General features: G+C 64.0%; 21 protein-coding genes. 8 read left to right on the top strand and 13 right to left on the bottom strand.

The features are described from left to right. Positions 1-73: 73 nt before the first annotated feature. From AC1MEM_RS04135 to AC1MEM_RS04125, 3 genes are all read right to left on the bottom strand, one after another. The gene (locus tag AC1MEM_RS04135) at positions 74-1,369 is read right to left on the bottom strand and encodes an MFS family transporter (RefSeq protein ID WP_499475513.1); all 1,296 of its coding nucleotides are present in this window, start codon (positions 1,367-1,369) and stop codon (positions 74-76) included. Between the two features lie 179 nt (positions 1,370-1,548). Beyond that, positions 1,549-1,989 carry an FKBP-type peptidyl-prolyl cis-trans isomerase gene (locus tag AC1MEM_RS04130; protein WP_499475511.1) on the bottom strand — a complete coding sequence of 147 codons (441 nt, stop codon included), beginning with the start codon at positions 1,987-1,989 and terminating at the stop codon, positions 1,549-1,551. Between the two features lie 91 nt (positions 1,990-2,080). Next, on the bottom strand, positions 2,081-3,958 hold the full coding sequence (locus AC1MEM_RS04125) for a potassium transporter Kup (protein WP_499475510.1): 1,878 nt from the start codon (positions 3,956-3,958) through the stop codon (positions 2,081-2,083). A 251-nt stretch (positions 3,959-4,209) separates the two neighbouring features. Between AC1MEM_RS04125 and rarD the strand changes: the two genes are divergently transcribed. The 3 genes from rarD (at position 4,210) to AC1MEM_RS04110 (ending at position 7,592) form a co-directional block, all read left to right on the top strand. Continuing rightward, positions 4,210-5,103: an EamA family transporter RarD gene (rarD, locus tag AC1MEM_RS04120; RefSeq protein ID WP_499475509.1), complete on the top strand. Its 894-nt coding sequence runs from the start codon at positions 4,210-4,212 to the stop codon at positions 5,101-5,103. 75 nt (positions 5,104-5,178) lie between these two features. After that, the gene (ettA, locus tag AC1MEM_RS04115; RefSeq protein ID WP_499475508.1) at positions 5,179-6,846 is read left to right on the top strand and encodes an energy-dependent translational throttle protein EttA; all 1,668 of its coding nucleotides are present in this window, start codon (positions 5,179-5,181) and stop codon (positions 6,844-6,846) included. A 200-nt stretch (positions 6,847-7,046) separates the two neighbouring features. Next, the gene (locus AC1MEM_RS04110; RefSeq protein ID WP_499475507.1) at positions 7,047-7,592 is read left to right on the top strand and encodes an REP-associated tyrosine transposase; all 546 of its coding nucleotides are present in this window, start codon (positions 7,047-7,049) and stop codon (positions 7,590-7,592) included. A 69-nt stretch (positions 7,593-7,661) separates the two neighbouring features. Here AC1MEM_RS04110 and AC1MEM_RS04105 read toward each other — a convergent pair whose 3' ends face one another. Both AC1MEM_RS04105 and AC1MEM_RS04100 read right to left on the bottom strand, forming a co-directional pair. Beyond that, positions 7,662-8,237, bottom strand: coding sequence for an outer membrane beta-barrel protein (locus tag AC1MEM_RS04105; protein ID WP_499475506.1), 576 nt, complete (start codon positions 8,235-8,237; stop codon positions 7,662-7,664). A gap of 181 nt (positions 8,238-8,418) precedes the next feature. Next, positions 8,419-9,015, bottom strand: coding sequence for an alpha-ketoglutarate-dependent dioxygenase AlkB family protein (locus tag AC1MEM_RS04100; RefSeq protein ID WP_499475505.1), 597 nt, complete (start codon positions 9,013-9,015; stop codon positions 8,419-8,421). A 50-nt stretch (positions 9,016-9,065) separates the two neighbouring features. On the opposite strand from AC1MEM_RS04100, the gene AC1MEM_RS04095 reads away from it, so the two are divergent. Further along, the gene (locus AC1MEM_RS04095; RefSeq protein WP_499475504.1) at positions 9,066-9,644 is read left to right on the top strand and encodes a putative pterin-binding protein; all 579 of its coding nucleotides are present in this window, start codon (positions 9,066-9,068) and stop codon (positions 9,642-9,644) included. Positions 9,645-9,703: 59 nt separating this feature from the next. On the opposite strand, the gene AC1MEM_RS04090 is transcribed toward AC1MEM_RS04095, so the two are convergent. The 8 genes from AC1MEM_RS04090 to AC1MEM_RS04055 all read right to left on the bottom strand — a co-directional run bounded on the left by AC1MEM_RS04090 (position 9,704) and on the right by AC1MEM_RS04055 (position 15,669). Next, positions 9,704-10,066 (bottom strand): hypothetical protein, encoded by a 363-nt coding sequence (locus AC1MEM_RS04090; RefSeq protein ID WP_499475502.1) that lies wholly within the window; start codon positions 10,064-10,066, stop codon positions 9,704-9,706. 124 nt (positions 10,067-10,190) lie between these two features. Then, a complete protein-coding gene (locus AC1MEM_RS04085) occupies positions 10,191-10,568 on the bottom strand; it encodes an MAPEG family protein (RefSeq protein WP_499475501.1) in 378 nt (125 codons plus the stop codon). A 43-nt stretch (positions 10,569-10,611) separates the two neighbouring features. Beyond that, positions 10,612-11,445: a Rossmann-like and DUF2520 domain-containing protein gene (locus tag AC1MEM_RS04080; protein WP_499475500.1), complete on the bottom strand. Its 834-nt coding sequence runs from the start codon at positions 11,443-11,445 to the stop codon at positions 10,612-10,614. Continuing rightward, a complete protein-coding gene (locus tag AC1MEM_RS04075; RefSeq protein ID WP_499475499.1) occupies positions 11,445-12,026 on the bottom strand; it encodes a DUF924 family protein in 582 nt (193 codons plus the stop codon). Before AC1MEM_RS04075 ends, AC1MEM_RS04080 begins: the two co-directional genes overlap by 1 nt. A gap of 124 nt (positions 12,027-12,150) precedes the next feature. Further along, entirely contained in the window at positions 12,151-12,894 is a 744-nt protein-coding gene (locus AC1MEM_RS04070) for an MgtC/SapB family protein (protein ID WP_499475498.1), read from the bottom strand. Between the two features lie 27 nt (positions 12,895-12,921). Continuing rightward, the gene (locus AC1MEM_RS04065) at positions 12,922-13,182 is read right to left on the bottom strand and encodes a hypothetical protein (protein WP_499475497.1); all 261 of its coding nucleotides are present in this window, start codon (positions 13,180-13,182) and stop codon (positions 12,922-12,924) included. After that, positions 13,182-14,999, bottom strand: coding sequence for an aminopeptidase P family protein (locus tag AC1MEM_RS04060; RefSeq protein WP_499475496.1), 1,818 nt, complete (start codon positions 14,997-14,999; stop codon positions 13,182-13,184). Before AC1MEM_RS04060 ends, AC1MEM_RS04065 begins: the two co-directional genes overlap by 1 nt. A gap of 58 nt (positions 15,000-15,057) precedes the next feature. Next, entirely contained in the window at positions 15,058-15,669 is a 612-nt protein-coding gene (locus tag AC1MEM_RS04055; RefSeq protein ID WP_499477560.1) for a Crp/Fnr family transcriptional regulator, read from the bottom strand. 216 nt (positions 15,670-15,885) lie between these two features. On the opposite strand from AC1MEM_RS04055, the gene AC1MEM_RS04050 reads away from it, so the two are divergent. The 4 genes from AC1MEM_RS04050 to AC1MEM_RS04035 are packed head-to-tail and all read left to right on the top strand — an operon-like array spanning position 15,886 to position 20,614. Then, a complete protein-coding gene (locus AC1MEM_RS04050) occupies positions 15,886-17,817 on the top strand; it encodes an AMP-dependent synthetase/ligase (protein WP_499475495.1) in 1,932 nt (643 codons plus the stop codon). Next, positions 17,817-18,659, top strand: coding sequence for an ABC transporter ATP-binding protein (locus tag AC1MEM_RS04045; protein ID WP_499477559.1), 843 nt, complete (start codon positions 17,817-17,819; stop codon positions 18,657-18,659). Before AC1MEM_RS04050 ends, AC1MEM_RS04045 begins: the two co-directional genes overlap by 1 nt. Further along, entirely contained in the window at positions 18,656-19,552 is an 897-nt protein-coding gene (locus AC1MEM_RS04040) for a branched-chain amino acid ABC transporter permease (RefSeq protein WP_499475493.1), read from the top strand. Before AC1MEM_RS04045 ends, AC1MEM_RS04040 begins: the two co-directional genes overlap by 4 nt. 3 nt (positions 19,553-19,555) lie before the next feature. Beyond that, positions 19,556-20,614: a branched-chain amino acid ABC transporter permease gene (locus tag AC1MEM_RS04035; RefSeq protein WP_499475491.1), complete on the top strand. Its 1,059-nt coding sequence runs from the start codon at positions 19,556-19,558 to the stop codon at positions 20,612-20,614. The last annotated feature ends 39 nt before the right edge of the window (positions 20,615-20,653 follow it).

The raw sequence follows: 20,653 nt of genomic DNA, 5'->3' as shown, positions 1-20,653 counted from the left end.
GCGACGAGCTCCGCCGCACGCGTTTGTCAGGCGCGCCAGCAGCGACTCCGGGCTGCTGGGACAGGCTCTAAGCTTATTTCAGCAGGCCGGATTTGCGCGGGTCCGGCATTTTGAAGGCGGCGATGACGGCCAGCGCGCACATGCCGCTGACGTACCAGTAAAAACTCTGCTCCATGCCGGCCTGCTTGAACAAGAGCGCCACGTATTCGGCCGAACCGCCGAAGATCGCGTTGGCGACCGCATACGACAGGCCGACGCCGAGGGCGCGTATCTCGACCGGGAACATCTCGGCCTTGACCAGGCCGCTGATCGAGGTGTACAGGCTGATGATCGCCAGCGCGCAGATGATCAACATGCCGGCCACGTACGGGTTGGTGACGCCGTGCAGGGCCGACATGATCGGTACCGTGCACAGCGTCGCCAGGGCGCCGAACCAGATCATGGCGGTGCGCCGGCCGATCCGGTCCGACATCGCGCCAAACACCGGCTGCAGGCACATGTAGACGAGCAGCGCCACCGTCATCACGGCGCTGGCGGTTTTCTTGTCCATGCCGGCCGTGTTGACCAGGTATTTCTGCATGTAGGTCGTGAACGTATAGAAAATCAGCGAGCCGCCGGCCGTAAAGCCCAGCACCGTGATGAAGGCGCGCTTGTGTTTCAGCAGCCCCTTCAGGCTGCCCGCTTCCTTGCTGTTGCGCTCGGATTCGGTCGTCGTTTCGGCCAGCGAGCGGCGCAGGTAGAGCGAGACCAGCGCGGCGGCGGCGCCGCAGACGAAGGGAATGCGCCAGCCCCAGGCCTTCAGTTCCGGCTCGGTCAAGAGTTGCTGCAGGACCACCAGCACCAGCAGCGCCAGCAACTGGCCGCCGATCAGCGTGACGTACTGGAACGAGGCGAAGAAGCCGCGCCGTCCCGGCAGCGCCACCTCGCTCATGTAGGTGGCGCTGGTGCCGTATTCGCCACCGACCGACAGGCCCTGGAACAGGCGCGCCAGCAGCAGCAGGGCCGGCGCCGCGGTGCCGATCGTCGCATAGGTCGGCAGCACGGCGATCATCAGCGAGCCGCCGCACATCATCAGCACCGAGATCATCATCGAATTCTTGCGGCCGTATTTATCGGCAACGCGGCCGAACAGCCAGCCGCCGACCGGACGCATCAGGAAACCGGCGGCGAAGATGCCGGCCGTGTTCAATAACTGGGTGGTGGGATTCCCGGACGGGAAGAAGGCCGAGGAAAAATACAGGGCACAAAACGAATAAATATAAAAGTCGAACCATTCGACCAGGTTGCCCGACGAGGCGCCGACGATTGCCAGCACGCGCTGGCGCGGTGTCAGTTCCTGGATTTCCTGGGAGGTAAGGTGTTCCGCCATGCTAGTCTGCTCCGTTGATTGCACGATGGGCGACCCGTTGCGGTCGCCCTTTCCTATTATCGTACATAGAGCCGATGGATGAATGGCGCGCCCAAGCGCCGCCCGTGTGGCGGATGACGCACACGGTCTGCGCTAGCGAAGGCGTACGCGTGATCGTGGCGCTTGTGCGCGCCGGCCGATCACTCGACTTTGGTGAGCTCCACCTCGAACAGCAAGCCCGCATTCGGCGGGATCGGCCCGCGTCCGCTGCTGCCGTACGCCAGGCTCGACGGAATCGACAGGCTGCGCTTGCCGCCCACCTTCATGCCGACCAAACCCTGGTCCCAGCCGGCGATCACGGCGCCGATGCCCAGGGTAAAACCCACTGAGCCGGTCTCGAACTGCGCACCTTTGTGCTCAGGCGCACTCGCGCTGTAATACCAGCCGGTGTAGTTGACCGTGAGTTTGCGGCCGCCGGCGGCCGCGGCGCCGGTGCCGACCACGCTGTCTGTTACCACCAGCGCGGCCGGGTTGCCGACGGCAATGGAAGGTGCGTTGCTGTCGCCGCCGCCACCGCCGCAGGCGGTGAGGCTCAGCACGGCCGCGCAGCAGGCGGCGAGAACGGGAAATTTATAAGACATGGGCAAGCTCGCGCAGTGGGTGGCTAAAGAACCACCGCACCTTACCCGAGGCCAGCCCCGCAAACTGTCCGCCTTTTGTACGGCTTTTGTATCAGATCTCGACTTGCGTACCGAGCTCGATGACGCGGTTCGGGGGGATCTGGTAATAGTCGGCGGCGGCGCGTGCATTGCGCGACATCGTCGCGAACAGGTGCTCGCGCCAGGGCGCCATCCCGCGCCCCGGGGTCGAGATCACGGTCTGGCGCGCGATGAAGAACGAGGTTTCCATCATCTCGAAGGGTAGCCCGAGGATGGCGCAACGCTTCATCACGTCCGGGATATGCGGTTCGTCCTTGAAGCCGTAGTGCACGTTCAACTGGAAGCAGTTGTGCCCGAGTTCCACCACCTGCACCTGCTCGGGCGGCGCTACCCAGGGTTCTTCCCGTATGTGCACGGTGAGAAAGACGACGCGCTCGTGCAGCACCTTGTTGTGCGACAGGTTGTGGAGCAGCGCATGCGGCACGCCGTCGGTTTCTCCGCGCAGGAAGATCGCGGTGCCGGGCACGCGCGACGGTGGGCCGACAAACAGCGACTGTAAAAAGGCCTCGAGCGGGATCGCGTGTTTTTCCAGGTTTTCAAACACCAGTTCGCGCCCGCGCTTCCAGGTCATCATGCCGGTCAGCAGGATCGCGCCCAGCAGCAGCGGGAACCAGCCGCCGTGCAGCAATTTCAGCGTACTGGCCGAGAACAGGGCGATATCCATCAGCATGAAGAAACCGGTGGCGCTGATGCAGACGGCCAGCGGCAGCTTCCAGCGGTAGCGCGTGACGAAGAAGGTCAGGATCGTCGTGGCAAGCATCGTGGCGGTCACGGCGATGCCATAGGCGCCGGCCAGGCGGTCGGAAGAGCCGAAGCCGACCACCGCGATCAGGACCACGCTCAACTGGATCCAGTTCACGGCCGGGATATAGATCTGGCCGATCTCGCTTTCCGAGGTGTGCAGGATGCGCATGCGCGGCAGCAGGCCGAGCATGATCGCCTGTTTCGTCATCGAATAGGTGCCGGAAATGGTCGCCTGCGAGGCGATCACGGCCGCCATCGTGGACAGCACGACCAGCGGATACACGCTCCAGCTGCCGAGTTGGCGGAAGAAAGGATTTTCTATGGCCGTTGGATCGGTGATCAGCAGGCCGCCCTGCCCCAGGTAGTTCAGCGCCAGCGCCGGGAACACGATCAGGAACCAGGCGACGCGGATCGGCTTCTTGCCGAAGTGGCCCATGTCGGCGTACAGGGCCTCGGCGCCGGTCAGCGCCAGCACCACCGCGCCCAGGGCGACGAAGGCGATAAAGCGGTTTTCGGCGATGAAGCGCGCCGCATGCAGCGGATTCAAGGCTTCCAGGATCACCGGCGCTTTCGCGATATTGATCACGCCCATGACCGCCAGCGCGACGAACCAGACAATCATCACCGGGCCGAACCAGCGCCCGATGCCGGCCGTGCCATGGCGCTGCAGGCTGTACAGGCCGACCAGCACCACGACCGCCAGCGGCACGACATAGTGCGACAGCGCCGGCGTCGCCACCTCCAGGCCCTCGATCGCGCCCAGCACCGAAATGGCGGGGGTGATCACGCTGTCGCCATAGAACATGGTGGCGCCGAACACGCCGAGCATCATCAGCGGGTGGTACCAGCGCGAGGCCCTGGTGACGGAATTCAGGACCAGCGCCATCAGCGCCATGATCCCGCCCTCGCCGCGGTTGTCGGCGCGCAGCATGAGGGTCACGTACTTCAACGAGACGATCAGGGTCAGTCCCCAGAAGATCAGGGAGACGATGCCGAGCAGGTTGGGAGTGGTCAGCCCGAGGCCGTGGGTGGGGTCGAAGATAGTCTTGAGGGTGTATAGCGGGCTGGTACCGATATCGCCGTAGACGATACCCACCGCAGCCAGCGTCATTGCCGCCAGGCCGCTCTTATTGTTTTGCGACGTCAAGATTGCACCATATTGTTGTTCTGGTGCAGCGCACCATAAAATATCGACAAGAAAATTGCAAGGACTATTCGATGTGCGCCTTCGCCCGGGGCACGCATCGTGGATAGCGTTGCAAGTTTGCCCGAAGGCGGCTCGGCTGGTCGCGCGTTAGCACGGTACTGGCCGCGCCAGCGGACAAAACGGAGAATGCCGGCAAGCCTACCTTAATTCACCGATAATACTCGGCTGGCAACTCACTCCCTCTTTCCCTCATGCGTACCGGCATCCTTTCCGCCGCCCTGGCCTTCCTGTGCTGGGGCCTGTTCCCCCTGTATTTCCACGCCCTCGGCGAAGTGCCGGCGCTGCAGATCCTGGCCAACCGCATGCTCTGGTCGCTCGCCTTTTTATTGATCGTGCTGGCGCTGCGGCGCCAGTGGGGATGGCTGAGACAGGTACGCCAGCCGCGCATCTTCTGGAGTTTCGTCGCCTCGGCGATCCTGCTGGCCGGCAACTGGCTGCTGTATATCTGGGCCGTCAACAACGGCCACGTGATCGAAGCGAGCCTCGGCTATTTCATCACGCCGCTGGTCAACATCATGTTCGGGTACCTGTTATTGAAGGAACGCCTGCGCCGCCTGCAGTGGGCCGTGATCGCGATTGCCGCCCTCGGCGTCGCCTGGCTGACCTGGCAGTCGGGCACCGCGCCGTGGATCGCACTCGGCCTGGCGGCGACCTTCGGCGGCTACGGTTTATTGCGCAAGACCGCCGCGCTGGGCGCACTGGAGGGCCTGTCGTTCGAGACCATGGTGCTGTTCCCGGTTGCCGCCGTGTATGTCGGCTGGCTCACGCTGCATGGCGAGAATGCTTTCGTGACCACGCCGTCGGACCTGACGCGCTGGCTGCTGGTGGCCTCGGGCCCGATCACGGCCATTCCGCTGCTGCTGTTTGCCAATGGCGCGCGCCAGATTCCGATGTCGGTCCTTGGTTTACTGCAATACCTGGGGCCGACGATCCAGTTCCTGCTCGGCGTACTGCTGTTCAAGGAGGCATTCACGAGCGATCGCCTGGTTGGTTTCGCGCTGATCTGGACGGCGGTGGCGCTGTTTGCCGGCGAAGGCCTGTTCCAGCGGGGGCGGGTGAACCCGGCGCCGAAAGTTTCGCGCTAAGTTGGTGATAAGGGGGTGCCCGCGCGGGCGCTTCTATCGTATCCTTTGCACCTTGAATTTCTACAGAATTGAATAATGGCTAATTACGTCTATACCATGAATCGCGTGGGCAAAATTGTCCCGCCGAAACGCCAGATTTTGAAAGATATCTCGCTGTCCTTCTTCCCGGGCGCGAAGATCGGCGTGCTGGGCCTGAACGGCTCCGGCAAGTCGACCCTGCTGAAAATCATGGCCGGCATCGATACCGACATCCAGGGGGAAGCGCGTCCGATGCCGGGCCTGAACATCGGCTACCTGCCGCAGGAGCCGCAGCTCGATCCGGAAAAGACCGTGCGCCAGGAAGTCGAATCGGGCCTCGGCGAAGCCTTCGAGGCGCAAGCCAAGCTGGAAGCCGTGTACGCGGCCTACGCCGACGAAGATGCGGATTTCGATGCGCTGGCAAAAGAACAGGAACGCCTGGAATCGATCATCTCCGCGGCCGACGGCGGCAACCTGAACCTGCAGATGGAGATGGCCGCCGACGCGCTGCGCCTGCCGCCATGGGACGCGAAAATCGCCGTACTGTCGGGCGGCGAAAAGCGCCGCGTGGCCCTGTGCAAGCTGCTGCTGAGCAAACCCGACATGCTGCTGCTGGACGAGCCAACCAACCACCTGGACGCGGAATCGGTCGAGTGGCTGGAACAATTCCTGCTGCGCTTCCCGGGCACCGTGGTCGGCATCACCCACGACCGCTACTTCCTCGATAACGCCGCCGAATGGATCCTGGAACTGGACCGCGGTTCGGGCATCCCGTGGAAGGGCAACTACAGTTCCTGGCTCGACCAGAAGCAGGCACGCCTGAAACAGGAAGAGTCGACCGAATCGGCGCGCCAGAAGGCGCTGCAGAAGGAACTCGAATGGTCGCGCCAGAATCCGAAGGCACGCCAGGCCAAGTCGAAAGCCCGCCTGGCACGCTTCAACGAACTGTCCGAATTCGAATACCAGAAGCGCAACGAGACGCAGGAGATTTTTATCCCTGTGGCCGAGCGCCTGGGCAACGAAGTCATCGAGTTCAAGAACGTCTCGAAAGCCTTCGGCGACCGCCTGCTGATCGACAACCTGTCGTTCACGGTGCCGCCGGGCGCGATTGTCGGCATCATCGGCCCGAACGGCGCCGGTAAATCGACGCTGTTCAAGATGATCGCGGGTAAAGAACAGCCGGACAGCGGCGAAGTCGCGATCGGCAAGACCGCGCGCATTTCGCTGGTCGACCAGCACCGCGACGAGCTGGCGAATAACAAATCCGTGTTCGAAGACGTCACCGGCGGCGCCGACATGCTCAGCGTCGGCCGCTTCGAGATGCCCTCGCGCGCCTACCTGGGCCGCTTCAACTTCAAGGGTTCGGACCAGCAGAAGATCGTCGGCAACCTGTCCGGTGGCGAACGCGGCCGCCTGCACCTGGCGAAAACCCTGCTGCAAGGCGGCAACGTCCTGCTGCTGGACGAACCGTCGAACGACCTCGACGTGGAAACCCTGCGCGCGCTGGAAGACGCCTTGCTCGAATTCGCCGGCAGCGTGATGGTGATCTCGCACGATCGCTGGTTCCTGGACCGCATCGCGACCCACATCCTGGCCTTCGAAGGCAATTCGCAAGTCACCTTCTTCGACGGTAATTACCAGGAATACGAAGCGGACAAGAAGAAGCGTTTGGGTGAAGAAGGCGCCAAGCCGAAGCGGATTCGCTACAAGCCGCTGACGACCTGATTTTCAGGACGCTTGATCCCCTGTGGAGCACAACGCCCGGCACTGCCGGGCGTTTGTTTTTGTAGATGATTTTCGCGCGGAAATGAAACGCGGTCTCCCAAAAGCCGTGTGTAGAATCGATCATTGATGAGGCTTATAGTTCCCGCCTCCCATTTGCGCCAATCGACATGGCGACCACCATCGATTGGCACACTTTTCCCATGACAGACTACCGCGACAACCGGGTTCCTGGTGGAACTTTTTTCTTCACGGTGCGCCTGCTGGACCGTGGCAGCACCCTGTTGACGGACCACATTGCCGCCTTCGGCGACGCCATCCGCCAGGCACGCAGCCGCAAGCCCTTCCACGTCGACGGCTGGGTGGTGCTGCCCGACCACGCACACGCGATGTGGACCCTGCCGCCGGGCGACCACGACTGTTCCAGCCGCTGGCGCGCCGTGAAAATCGCCTTCTCCAAAGCCCTGCGCAAGTCGCTCGTTGCCGCCAGCGCCGACGGCGCGATCTGGGCGCGCCAGTACCAGGAATTCCGGGTCGGCAGCGACGCCGAATATGCCTCCTTGATCGACTACATGCACACCAATCCCGTGCGCCACGGCCTGTGCGCGAGTGCGCATGACTGGCCGTGGTCGTCTGTGCACCGTTTTATTTCCGAGGGTTTGAGTGCGCCGCAAGCGGAGACGCCGCCCGTGCTGCCGCCCTGGGCGATGGGACGCGGGGGCAATATGGGCGCGGCGCCGGCGTTGTGAGGCGTCGCAGGGCCCAATAGAAAAAGGGCCCGCAGGCCCTTTTTCTTTGTTACGTCAGCGACGAAGCGATCAGAACTGGTACTTCGCGCCGACGGTGAAGACGTCCGGCTTCGGGCCGAAGTCTTGTTTCTTGCCGTAACGCTCGTACTCGGCGATCACTGCGACCTGCGGGGTCACGTTGTACTGCATGCCGAGGGCGCCGTAGGCACCGTTATCGCTGACCTTGCGGTTCAGGGCAGCGGTGGCCGATTGCATTTCGGCCTTGGTATGGGCCACGCCCAGCTTGCCGTAGACCGAGAACTTGTCGTTCAGGGGCATGGCAGCCTTGCCTGCGATATACGCACCGTAGCCATCCGTCTCGTTGGTGGCGGTGGTGCCGTTCAGGGTGTAGTTACCGCCGGCCTTGCGGAAATCGGTATAACCGGCTTCGACGCCGAATTTATCGGTCAGTTCGACGCCGCCGAACACCTTGCCCGAAAACTTGTAGCCGTCGTTGTCGTTCATGGTCGCGCCGTTCACGTTGTATTCGCGATCAGCACCGGAGGCGCCGACGCCGACATACGGACGTGGGGTAATGGTGGTCTGGGCTTGAGCGGCGGTCATGGCGGCGGTGCCTGCGATCAGTGCAAAGATGAGCTTTTTCATACGGAGATCCTTTTCACGTTTGGTATCTGGCTCGCAATTCCAGATGAATCGCGATGTGTCCAAGATAACATCTCGAAAAGGCAAGGTGGAGTCGGATTCGGTAAGAACTGTAATCAAATGTAACATAGCTGACTTATGGTTCAGTTATTTTGCGTGCGAAATGCTGCCTGAAGCCGTCAGATTACGCGATGTACCTGAAGGTTAGGTTCAGGCGTTCTCCTAGGGAACGGGCCGACTTGTTGATGCCGTGGAGCCAGTTTTCCTGCAAGCGACCGCTCATCAATACCAGGTTGCCATCCCCGAGTTCAAGCCGGACGGTCTGTTTGTTGCGTTTATGCCGCAAAATGAAGGTGCGCGTCGTGCCGAAACTGAGCGAGGCAATCACTGGCTGGTCTCCCAGTTCCGGCTCGTCGTCACTGTGCATGCCCATGCTGTCGCGCCCATTACGGTAACGGTTCAGGAGTACGCTATTGAAACGTCGCCCGCAAGCCGCTTCCACCGCGGCGCGGATGACGAGCAGCAATTCCGTCCACGGCAGCGGGTCCAGTCGCAGGCCCGAATAGGTATAGCTGGCCTCACCATACCAGGCGGTCAGGCGCGGCTGCAGGTGGCGCTTGCCGTAGACGACGACGCTTTCCGCGCGCCATGGGGTCTCGTCCAGCAGGCGTGTCAACACCTCGGCGTTCGACAGCGGCAAGGGAAGCTGCCTCAGCAGCGCGAGCTCTCCGTCATCGATGGGAATCGGCGTCAGGCGGCCGGGGATGTCGAACAGATCCATGGGGTTAATTGACCGTTATCATGGGAGGATCCCATCACGGAGATTGTCGCATGAACAAACGTGAATTTTTAGCGAGCGCCCTGGCCGCGAGCGCCCTGCCCGGCGCGGCCCATGCGGCGGCAGTCAACCCGGGCGGCCCGGTGCTGCTGACCATCAGCGGCGCCATCAAACGCCCGAACCGCGGCGCGCTCGACCCTGCGCTCGACCAGATGATGGCCAAGCATAAGCTCAGCTTCACGCACGCCCATGGGCTCGACTTCGCGGCGCTGGCGCGTCTGCCGGCCCGCACCATCCGCCCCACGCTCGAATACGACGGCAAGCGGCACACCTTGCGTGGCCCGCTGCTGCCCGATGTGCTGGCGCTGGCCGGTGCGCCGGACGGCAAGGACACGCGCATCGTCCTGCGCGCGGTCGACGGCTTTGCCGCGGCGATCACGCTGCGTCAGGCGCAGTCCCAGGGGTTTATTGTGGCCACCCACCTCGACGGGAAGCCGTTGGCGCTCGGCGGACTCGGCCCGCTCTGGGCTGTCTACGATGCGGACAAGGTGCCGGAGATGGCGGCGCAGCCGCTGGCCGCGCGTTTCGGCGCCTGCCCGTGGGCGCTGTACCACATCGACGTGCAGGGCTAAGGCACGAGGCCGCGAAGCCGGCTCGTGCGTAGACAGGCGGGGTCAGGCGAAGCGAGAAATCAGGCGTAGGCTTCGGCCATGCTCATCACGCGGGTCGTGATGGTGACGCCGAGATCGCCGAACAGGCTGTTGATGGCGGCCAGGTTGGCGCTGCATTCCTCGGCCTTCCAGCCCTTGAACAGGTCGGTGCCGTCCTTTTCGAAGTGCAGGTCGAGCACGCGGCCGCCGTCGCGGTGGGTGTAGTTCTTCTGGTAGGTGCCTTTGAAACCGAGCTCGGCCAACGCGGCCAGCACCGCCTGCGGTGGATTGTCGGGATCGGTCGCCAGGTAGACGCCGAAGGTCTTGCCCGGCGGCTTGGCCGCGACATCGACCTCATAAATGCCCGGCGCCTTCGTGGCGGTGGTACTTTTCAAAAACAACATGTTGCCTCCTGCGCATCGAAGCGGCCCGGGCGCGACGCGCACCAGTCACCGACATGACGGATTCAACGGCAAAGCTTATTGCCGTTTGGGAACTTTGTCGATTGCCCGATGCAAATATAGGGGCTTAATGCATCAATAAACCAACGACCGTGCCGCCAATTAGCAACGCACTTGCCACCATGCCAAGTACGAAACCGATTTCGCGCTTCGCCGGATCGCGGTAATAGCCGAGCGCGTAGGCGATGCGTCCGGCGCACCAGAGCAGGCCGCCCGCCGCCGCCCAGCCATCGCCCAGGTAATAAGCGCATAGCCACAAAGGCACGATCACGATCGGCAGCTGCTCGAGCGTATTGGCCTGCACCCGTTGCGCACTGAGAAAGCCGGCGGGCCCGTCCATCGAAGGCGCCGGCACCTTGTATTTGGCACGCGCATAGCCGGCCATCACGCCGGTCCAGAAATACACCCCGAGAATGGCCAGCGTGGCCCAGGCAGTCAACACCATCGATACTCCTGAAAAATAATCAATAAAAGGGGGCGGCGCCGGCTCACGACTCGCCGCCGCGCTTGCGCCCGGCCAGCGTGGTCGTGGCGGCGACCAGGGCATCGTACAGGCCGGCGGTCGGCGCATCCCACTCCTGCAGCGCCGCATGCTGGCGCGCCACGGTCGCCATGTCGCCGCGCGCAATCGGTCCGCTCAATGCGGCGGGGGCGCCGAGGCGAAACACATTGGCCAGGGTTTCACTCGCCAGCGGACGTGCCAGTTCGCGCGCTACCTCGGGCGGCACGCCGGCTGCGGCATAGGCACGCAGGGCAGCGTCGAGTACCGTCACCAGGTAGTTCGAGGCGAATACGGAGGCGGCGTGATACACGGTCTTGGCGGCGGCGTCGATGCCGACCAGGCGCGCGCCGATCGCCTCGAAGGCCGGCGCCAGCAGCGCCAGCGCGTCCGGGGCGCCCTCGACCCCGCACCAGGTGCCCTGGAAGGCGGCAGCGACGGCGGCCGGGTCGGCGAAGCTGCGCACCGGGTGGATGCTGGCGACCTGCGCGCCGGCCTGGCTGGCCGCTTCGAGCTCGGCGGACGATTTGGCGCCGCTGCAGTGGAATACGGTGGCGTTATTCAGCAGCCCGTTTGCCGCCAGTGCCGCGCAGGTGGGCACGATCTGGTCGTCGCCAACGGCGAGCATCCAGACCCGGGCCGGACGCAATTCGGACACCTGCGCCAGCGCGCGGCCGGCGCCGATAAAGGCGACGGCACCCTGCGCGCTTCCGGGTGAACGGGTCAGCACATCCTGTACGGCGAACACGTCGTGCACATGAAACAGGCGGCCCAGCGTGCGTCCGACATGGCCGGCGCCGACGATGTTCAGCGTTGCGGCCATCAGAACCCGGCGCCAGGCTGGCTCAGGTATTGCAGCTCATCGGCGGTGGAGGCGCGCCCGAGGATCGGGTTACGGTGCGGGAAGCGACCGAAGCGCGCGATCACACCGCGGTGGCGGTGCGCGTAGTCGAGCATTTCCGTAAAACCTTCGTGTTGCGCCGCCAGGCGCGCGAACAGGTCGACCGCGCATTGCTGCATGCGCGCGTCTTCGGCGTGTTCATAGGGCATGTAGGCGAAGGCGCGCTGGAACGGCGCCAGCGCCTGGTCGGCGCCGCTGTCGACCAGCGCCTGGGCCGCGGCCAGCGCAAGGATGTCGCCGGCAAACGATTCGGGCGTGTCGCGGAAGGCATTGCGGGTGAACTGGTCGAGCAGGAGGATGCGCGCCAGCGTACCCTGGGCGCCCTCTTCCAGGTCCCATTCGCGCAGGCCGCCGGCCATCGCCTGGGAAATCAGGCTGCCGAAGCGTTCGCGGATTTGCCTGTCGAAGGCCGGGTCCTTGCGGAACCACTCGGGCCGCGCCTTGCCATAGGCCGGGTCGGTCGGCGGCAGGAACCAGAAATCGAGTACGTCTTGCGCTTTCATGTGGTGCATCCTAATTTGTCCGGAGCGTCTGACAAAGCCCCCAGGGCAAGGCGCATCGTCGAAGACAGTACGCTTGTACGGCGAGACGATGCAACGCCGCCATGGGGGCTTTGTCAGGCGCTCCTTAGTTACGGGCGTGCGAAAGCTGGAAGCCTTCGACCCCTTCGGAGGCCGCCAGTTCGGCGGCCAGTTCGGTGAGCGTGGCCCGGTTGTGGCGCGACAGCGCAATGGCGACGAAGCGCCATTCCTGGCGCCCGTTGCTGCTGGAGATCGTCAGCGAGCTGCCGGCGATCTGGTAGCCGCGTTCGAGCGCCGCTTCGCGCAGGGCGTCCTCGCGCGGCAGGAAGGCTTCGTGAAAGCGCAGCGTCACCGCCACCGCGCGGCGAGAAGGCAAAAACGCCTCCACGCGGTGCAGGTAAATCATGATCATGGCCGAGAAGAAGGCCAGTCCCATCGCGGCGAGATAAAAGCCGACGCCGACCAGGATGCCGATCACCGACGAACTCCAGATCGAGGCCGCCGTCGTCAGGCCGCTGATATTGAAACCCTCGCGCATGATGACGCCGGCGCCGAGAAAACCGATGCCCGTGACTACGCCCTGCATCACGCGCGTCGGGTCGACCGTGCCGATCGCCGTCATCTGGCCGCCGAACCACATCTCCGGGTAGCCGCTGACGATGGTGAGCGCACACGAGGCCATGCAGACCAGGCCATAGGTGCGCATGCCGGCCGCGCGCCCGTGGTAGGACCGCTCGTAGCCGACCAGCAGGCCGAGGAACAGCGCCCCGGCCAGGTGCAGCAGGATCACTGCATTGGTGGCGATCTCGGTCGGCGACCAGTAGGGGGACAGGAAGTGAACTTGCGACATGAGGGGATCTGCGGCAGCGCCAGCCGCTCAGGGCTTCTTGTGTACCAGCTGCTTCTCGAACGCGATGTCGCTCTTGGTCATGCGCTTGACTTCCTGCGGCCCGAGCCCGTTCACGAAGCGGACGAAGTCGTCCAGTTCGAGCGGCGCGCACAGCGGCGGCGAGCCCGGCATCTCGGACAGGTAGAACGAGCCGTCGGCTGTGCGTGCCATCGAATAGCCGGTATGGCCGGTGCGGCGTTTCAGGCGCTCGAGGGCGGAGCTGGCGCGGGTGGAACGTCCGGAAGCCATCAGATCGCCCTCGTCCGCAGTTCGAGCCATTCACGCGCGCTACCCTCGAGATGCGGCAGCAGGCGCTCGCGCACTTGCGCGTGGTAGTCGTTCAGCCATGTCACTTCGTGCGGCTGTAGCAGCGACAAGTCCAGGCAGCGGGTGTCGATCGGGCACAGGGTGAGCGTCTCGAAGCGCAGGAACTCGCCGAACTCGCCACTCATTGCCGGGACGTTCAGCACCAGGTTCTCGATGCGGATGCCCCAGCGCCCCGGTTTATAGATGCCCGGTTCGATCGAGGTGATCATGCCCGGCTCCATCGCCGTGTGCGGGTCCGGAGCGGCGCTCGGCGAAATCACCTGCGGGCCCTCGTGCACGTTCATGAAGTAGCCGACGCCGTGGCCGGTGCCGTGGCCATAGTCGACGCCCGCCGCCCAGATCGGGGCACGCGCGATTGCGTCCAGCATCGGCGACCTGGTGCCGCGCGGGAAGTGCGCACTCGACAGGGCCATCATCCCCTTCAGCACCAGGGTGAAATCGCGGCGGTGGTCGGCGCTGATCTGTCCAACCGGGACCACGCGCGTAATATCCGTGGTGCCGCCCAGGTACTGGCCGCCCGAATCGATCAGGAGCAGGCCGTCGCCTTCGATGACGGCGTGCGAAGCCTGGCTTGCGCGGTAATGCATGATCGCGCCGTTGGCATTGAAACCGGCGATCGTGCCGAAACTCGGGCTCACGAAATGCGGACGGCGCGCACGCGCGGCCGTGATCTGTTCGTCGATCGTCAGTTCGGTCAGGGGCGCGCGTTGCGGATCGGCCAGCGTGGCTTCCAGCCAGGCGAAGAATTCGCACAGCGCCGCGCCATCCTGTTCCATCGTCGCGCGCACGTGCGCCGCTTCCTGTTCGGTCTTGCGCGACTTGGCGAAGGTGGTCGGGTTGATCGCCTCGACGACTTTTACTTTGTCGGCCACGGCCGAACGCATGCCGGCCGTGATGCGGCGTGGATCGACCAGCAGCGTGCCGCCCGCCGGCAGGGCCGACAAGGCTGCGGCGGCCTGCGCATACGGCGCCAGGCGCACGCCATCTTGCAGCAGGCGCGCCTGCAGCTCGCTCGATGCCTTGCCTTCGGCAACGAACAGCGTCGCGCCGTCTTGTTCGAGCAGTGCGTGGGCCACGAACACCGGATTGAAACTCACGTCGGCGCCGCGCACATTGAACAGGTAAGCGATGTCGTCGAGCGTCGACATGAAGTGGCGCTCGGAGCCCAGTTGGGCCATGGCGGCGCGGGTGGCGGCCAGTTTATCGGCGCGCGACATGGTCGCGTGCGGGGCCGCGTGTTCGTACAGGGCCTCGGTCGGCAGGCCCGGGCGATCGCTCCAGATCTCGTCCAGCAGGTCGGCGTCGGTGCGCAGCAGGACGCCGCGCGCAGTCAGCGCATCGTTCAGCAGGCGCGCCACGGCCAGGCCGAGTACCCGCGCGTCGACCGCCACCGTCTGGCCGGGCTGCATGTTCGCCGCCAGCCAGTCGATGTGGAGCAGGCTGGCACCCGACGGGATTTTCATCAGCGCGATCCCGCTGCCGGCCAGTTCGGTTTCGGCTTGCGTCCAGTAACGGCCGTCGGTCCAGACGCCGGCGAAATCGGCGGTGACGATGAAGGTGCCGACCGAGCCCGTGAAACCGGACATCCATTCGCGGCCCTGCCAGCGGCGCGGCAGGTATTCGGACAGGTGCGGGTCGCTCGACGGGACGATGTACGCGTCGATGCCCTGGCGCGCCATGGCGGCGCGCAGCTGTTCCAGGCGCGCGGCGCGGGAGGAGGAAAGTGTTGGATTTGACATGGTTCCTATCATACCCCCAACGAGCGTGGCGATGAACAGCAGCGCACCGCAGGGGTCGTCAAGCCTGGTACTGGCGCAGGCCGTCGAGGTCGAGCACCCGGATCCCGCCGTAATCGAGCCGCACCAGCCCTGCCTTCTCGAGCAGCTGCAAGGCCTGGTTGGCGCGCTGGCGCGAGGCGCCCGACAGCAGGCCTATCTCTTCCTGCGACAACTGCACCAGTCTGTCGAGCGCGGGATACAGGTGGTCGTTGAACATCCCCGCCAGGCAGCGCGCCACGCGGGTGTCGACGTCGAGCATGCGGTCGGTCTCGACCTGGCCGATGAACTGGCCCAGGCGTTCGTTGAGCTGCATGAGCAAAAACCGGTTGAACGGCAGGCTGGTCTCGAGCAGCCATTCGAAGGTGGCGCGCGGCATGCGGGCGACGCGGGTGTCGCGCAGCGCCATCACGTCGTATTTGCGGAACTCGTCTTTTAACAAGGAACCTTCGCCGAACCAGCCGCCGGCGGTCACGCCCGTAAACGTCACGCTTTTACCCGAGGGCGAAAAATTGTTGATTTTTACGAGGCCGTCGATGATGCCCACCCAGTTTTCCAGCGCCTCTCCCTTGCGGCAAACAAAGCCGCCTTTCGGGACGAACTGTTCGAAGCAGACGGCCTCGGCGCGCGCCATTTCGGCAGCGGTCAGCACGCGGCCCCAGATGGTGGCGCGCAGGTGTTCCAGCAGGGTCGGTGTCGGCATGTTCATTGTGCAACGCGTCATCGAAAGTCGGCCAATTGTCATCCTGATGACAACTAGTTAGGCGAACGCCAAGTACTATCTTCACATAAAAATTTCGCCGATGACAGATTTCGAGATTTGCATGGCGAGCCAAACCAGGAGACAGCGATGGAGACTTTTCCGCGGCGCCTGCTCGCCCACGGGCAGCAGCGCGGGGCGCGCCCGGCGTTTCGCGAGAAATACCTCGGCATCTGGCAGACCTGGTCCTGGGTTGAGGCCAACGCCGAGGTGCGCGCACTGGCCTGCGGGCTGGCCTCCCTCGGTTTCAAACGCGGCATGAACCTGGCCATCATCGGCGACAACCGGCCGCGCCTGTACTGGGCGATGCTGGCGGCGCAGTGCCTGGGCGGCGTGCCGGTGCCGCTCTACCAGGACGCCCCGGCCGCCGACATGGCCCACGTGCTGAACGACGCCGATATCGAATTCGCCGTGGTCGAAGACCAGGAGCAGGTGGATAAGCTGCTCGAGCTGCAGGCCCTGTGCCCGCGCGTGCGCCGCATCGTGTTCGAGGACGAGCGCGGCATGCGCCATTATCAACATGCCGGCCTGATGTCGTTCGCGGCGCTACAGGAAATGGGCCGCGCATGGGACGCGGCCCACCCCGGCGCCTTCGACGCCGCCATCGAAGCGGGCAAAGGCAGCGACACCGCGATCATCCTCTACACCTCGGGCACCACCGGCAAACCGAAGGGCGTGATGCAGTCGCACGCGGCCTTGATCGCAGCCGGCGCCGGCGGGGTCGGCTTCGACAAGCTGACCGAGCGCGAAGACATCCTCTCCTATTTACCGATGGCCTGGGTCGGCGACTGCCTGTTCTCTCTGGCGCAGGCGATGGTGGCCGGTTTTACGGTGAACTGCCCGGAGTCGAGCGACACCGTGCTGACCGACCTGCGCGAGATCGGCCCCACCTATTATTTTGCGCCGCCGCGCGTGTTCGAGAACATGCTCACCACCGTCATGATCCGGATGGAAGACGCGAGCAGTATCAAACGCCGCATGTTCGATTATTTCATGGCGGTCGCGCGCCGCAGCGGCTCGGCCATCCTGGACGGCAAACCGGTCAGCGCCGGCGAGCGCCTGAAATATGCGCTGGGCCGCGTGTTCGTCTACGAGCCCCTGAAAAATGTACTCGGCCTGTCGCGCGTGCGCATTGCCTACACCGCCGGCGCCGCCATCGGTCCCGACCTGTTCCGTTTTTATCGCTCGATCGGGGTCAACCTGAAACAGCTGTATGGCTCTACCGAGACCTGCGCCTATGTCTGCCTGCAGCCGGACGGGAACATCAAGTTCGACAGCGTCGGCGTGCCCGCGCCCGGGGTCGAAGTACGGCTCGCCGCGAATGGTGAAGTGTTAGTAAAAGGCGTGTCGAACATGGATGGCTATTTCAAGCGTCCCGACGCCACCGCGGAGGTGATCGACAGCGAGGGCTATTTTCATACCGGCGACGCCGGCATGTTCGACAGCGACGGCCATCTGAAAATCATCGACCGCGCGGCGGACGTGGGCAAGATGAACAGCGGCGCCATCTTCGCGCCCAATTACATCGAAAACAAGCTCAAATTTTTCCCCTTCATCAAGGAGGCGGTCGCCTTCGGCAACGGCCGCGACCAGGTCTGCGCCTTTTTGAACATCGACATGGAAGCGGTCGGCAACTGGGCCGAGCGGCGCAACCTCGCCTATTCCGGCTACACCGACCTGGCGGCGAACGGCCAGGTGCTCGAGCTGATGCGCGACTGCGTGCAGAAGGTGAACGCCGACCTGGCGAACGAGGCGCTCATGGGGCAGACGCAAATCCACCGCTTCCTGGTACTGCACAAGGAGCTCGACCCGGACGACGACGAGCTGACCCGCACCCGCAAGGTGCGCCGCAAGTTCGTCGCCGAAAAATACGCGGTCCTGATCGACGCGCTGTACTCGGGTAAAACCGCGCAGTTCATCAGCACCCAGGTGAAATTCGAGGATGGCCGCAGCGGTGTCGTCAGCGCCGACCTGCGCATCGTCGACGCCGCGACCTGGCCGCTGATGCAGGAGGCAGCGTGATGGAGATGATGCAGCCCCCTACCGTTCCTGGCACCGGCACCGGCACCGGGCGCAGGATTGGCGAAGTGATCCTCGATTTGAAAAACATCTCGCTCGCCTTTGGCGGCGTCAAGGCGCTGACCGACATTTCCTTCGACGTGCGCCAGCACGAGATCCGCGCCATCATCGGGCCCAACGGCGCCGGCAAGAGTTCGATGCTGAACGTGATCAACGGCGTCTACCGCCCGCAGGGGGGGCACATCGTGCTGCGCGGCGCGCGCCGCACCAACATGGACTGCTACAGCGCGGCCAAGGCGGGCATCGCCCGCACCTTTCAAAATATCGCGCTGTTCAAGGGGATGACGGTTCTCGATAACATCATGACCGGCCGTAACCTCAAGATGAAGACGAATTTCCTGCAGCAGGCGTTTTACCTGGGCGCCGCGCGCCGGGAAGAAATCGCGCACCGGGAAAAGGCCGAAGCGATCATCGACTTCCTGGAAATCCAAGCGATCCGCAAGACCCCGGTCGGGCGCCTGCCCTACGGCCTGCAAAAGCGCGTCGAACTGGGGCGCGCGCTGGCGGCCGAACCGGACATCCTGCTGCTCGACGAACCGATGGCCGGCATGAACGTCGAGGAAAAGCAGGACATGTGCCGCTTCATCCTCGACGTGAACGACCAGTTCGGGACAACGATCGTCCTGATCGAACACGACATGGGCGTAGTGATGGACATCTCGGACCGCGTCGTCGTGCTCGACTACGGCAAGAAGATCGGCGACGGCACCCCGGACGAGGTGCGCAGCAACGAGAACGTCATCAAAGCCTATCTGGGACAGGCGCACGAAGGGAGCCCTGCATGAGCTTTTTCATCGAAGTGCTGCTCGGCGGCTTGCTGTCCGGGGTGATGTATGCGCTGGTCGCGATCGGGTTTGTCCTGATTTACAAAGCCTCGGGCGTGTTCAATTTCGCGCAAGGAGCGATGGTCTTCTTCGCGGCCCTCACCTGCGTCGGCCTCGTGGATAAATTCGGCGTCTCGCTGTGGATCGCGATCCCGCTCACGATCCTGGTGATGATTGCGCTGGCGCTGGCCATCGAACGGGTGGTGCTGCGCCCGCTCGTGAACCAGCCCGAGATCACGCTCTTCATGGCGACGATCGGCCTCGCCTTTTTCATCGAGGGCCTGGCGCAGCTGTTGTGGGGTTCGCAGGTGCGCAAACTCGACCTGCCGATCGAGGACGTGCCGAACGAATACCTGATGGAGCATTTCAATATCCTCGTCTCGCAGTTCGACATGACGGCGGCCGTGGTGTGCGCGGTGCTGGTCGTCGCTCTGGCGCTGCTGTTCACGAAAACCCGGGTCGGACGCGCACTGCGCGCGGTCGCCGACGACCACCAGGCGGCGCTTGCCGTCGGCATCCCGCTGCAGCGGATCTGGGTGGTCGTCTGGTCGGTCGCCGGGCTGGTGGCGCTGGTGGCCGGCCTGCTCTGGGGCGCGCGCAATGGCGTGCAGTTCGCCTTGACCTTCATTGCGTTGAAGGCGCTGCCGGTACTGATCCTCGGCGGTTTTACCTCGGTGCCGGGCGCCATCGTCGGCGGCCTGATCATCGGCGCCAGCGAAAAACTGGCCGAAGTGTATATCGGACCGATGGTGGGCGGCGGCATCGAAGGCTGGTTCCCGTACGTGCTGGCTTTGCTGTTCCTGCTGGTGCGGCCCGAAGGGCTGTTCGGCGAAAAAATCATCCGGAGGATTTAAAAAATGCTCTATCGCGAAGCCGGACAATTCAAGACCAGCTACCAGTCCGACGGCCAGATCCTGCCGATCCGCCAGGACCGCGTCGCCCTGGCCACGCTGCTGGCCGTCGCCCTGGTGGCGGTGCCGCTGCTTGCCTCCCCTTACCTGCTGTCGGCGATCCTGATTCCATTTTTGATCTTTGCGCTGGCCGCGCTCGGGCTGAACATCCTGACCGGTTACGCCGGCCAGCTCTCGCTCGGCACCGCCGCCTTCATGGCGGTCGGCGCCTACGCCTCGTTTAATTTTGTCGCGCGCATCCCCGGCATGCCGCTGCTGCTGGCCTTCGTGCTGGGCGGCCTGTGTGCGGCGCTGGTCGGCATCGCCTTCGGCCTGCCTTCCCTGCGCATCCGCGGCTTTTACCTGGCGGCGGCGACGCTCGCGACCCAGTTCTTCGTCATCTGGTGCCTGACCAAGATCCCCTATCTCACCAACCACAGTGCTTCGGGCGTCGTCACGGTGCAGACGATGCAGGTCTTCGGCTACAAGTTCACGACGCCTGCGGCCAAGTATTTGCTGGTGCTCGGGATTGTGGCACTGATGGCGCTGCTGGCCAAGAACATGATCCGCTCGAACGTCGGCCGCTCGTGGATGGCGATCCGCGACATGGACATGGCGGCCGAAGTCATCGGCTTTCGCCCGCTGCGCACCAAGCTCCTCGCCTTTGCCGTCAGCTCCTTCTATTGCGGCGTGGCCGGCGCGCTGTATGCGTTCGCCTACCTCGGCACTGTGGAACCGGAAGCCTACAGCCTCGACCTGTCGTTCCGGATCCTGTTCATGGTGATCATCGGCGGCGTCGGTTCGATTCTCGGGTCCTTCCTGGGCGCCGCGTTTATCGTGCTGCTGCCGATTTTCCTGAACATGCTGGCGCACGGCCTGGGTCTCGCGACGAACTATGCGTCGAACCTGGAGCTGATGGTGTTCGGCGGCCTGATTGTCTTTTTCCTGATCGTGGAGCCGCACGGGCTGGCGCGCCTGTGGCAGATCGGGAAAGAGAAACTGCGTCTGTGGCCCTTTCCGCACTGAGTCTTTCATTCCTATTCAACGTTGTTAATAAAGAGGAGA

It is taken from the genome of Telluria sp. AIW5 (assembly GCF_056680575.1).
This window is presented reverse-complemented; position numbering and strand designations above follow the sequence as displayed.